Below are 867 nucleotides of genomic sequence, written 5' to 3'. Positions count from 1 at the left end.
CACTTAGAGGTCATCTCATTTGGCTAGTCTCCGGTAGCAGATGAGGGTGCAGGCGATGCTGGTGAAGGCGAGGAAGTGGTCGGATTTGCGTTCGTAGCGGCGGTGGAGGCGGCGGCAGCCGGCCAGCCACGACATGGTCCGCTCGATGGTCCAGCGGTGGCGTCCCAGGCGGGTGGAGCTCTCGATTCCCCGGCGGGCGATGCGGTGGGTGATACCGTGGCCGCGTAACCATCGGCGCAGGTGGTCGGAGTCGTAGCCCTTGTCTGCATGCAGCTTCTGGGGCCGCCGCCGTCTGGGGCCACGACGCGAGCGGATGGGCGGGATACCCCGTACCAGGGGCTCGAGCGCCTGACTGTCATGCAGGTTCGCTCCCGAGATCCCGACGGACAGGGGCAGACCCGTCCGCTCCGTAATCAAGTGGATCTTCGAGCCGTACTTGCCCCGGTCCACAGGATTCGGACCCGTCAGGTCCCCCTTTTCAGCGCCCGCATGTTCACCGAGTCGATCGCGCACCTCGACCAGTCCAACTCCCCGCGGGCCCCCAACTCGTCGAGGACCAGGCGGTGCAGCTTCGCCCACACCCGGGCCCGGCTCCACTCGGCAAACCGCCGATGAGCCGTCGCCCCCGACGGCCCGAAGGACGCGGCCGGCAGCTGCTGCCAGGTACAGCCGGACGTTGCCACGAACACAATCGCGGCCAACACCTCACGGTCACCGTGCCGACGCCGCCCGCCGCCCTGAGGACGCATCGGAGCCTCCGGCACCACCCGCTGAAACAACTCCCACAGCTCGTCCGGCACCAGCCGCTCAACAATCCCCACCACAGCCAGCAGTCTACCGAGACAGCCAAATGAGATGACGTCTTAG

1 protein-coding gene is annotated in these 867 nt (G+C 67.1%); it reads right to left on the bottom strand.

Features of this window, described 5'->3' with window-relative positions; all coding sequences use genetic code 11:
* Positions 1–15: 15 nt before the first annotated feature.
* Positions 16–815 (bottom strand): IS5 family transposase gene (locus tag ABD346_RS38240; RefSeq protein WP_344380928.1). Its coding sequence is split into 2 segments (ribosomal slippage): positions 16–476 and positions 476–815, totalling 801 coding nucleotides; the frame shifts between segments, so codons are not numbered across the junction.
* Positions 816–867 lie beyond the last annotated feature (52 nt).

It is taken from the genome of Streptomyces mauvecolor, from assembly GCF_039532965.1.
Taxonomy (GTDB): Bacteria; Actinomycetota; Actinomycetes; order Streptomycetales; family Streptomycetaceae; genus Streptomyces; species Streptomyces violascens.
The sequence above is the reverse complement of the archived record's forward strand: the minus strand, read 5'-3'. Positions and strand labels throughout refer to the sequence as shown.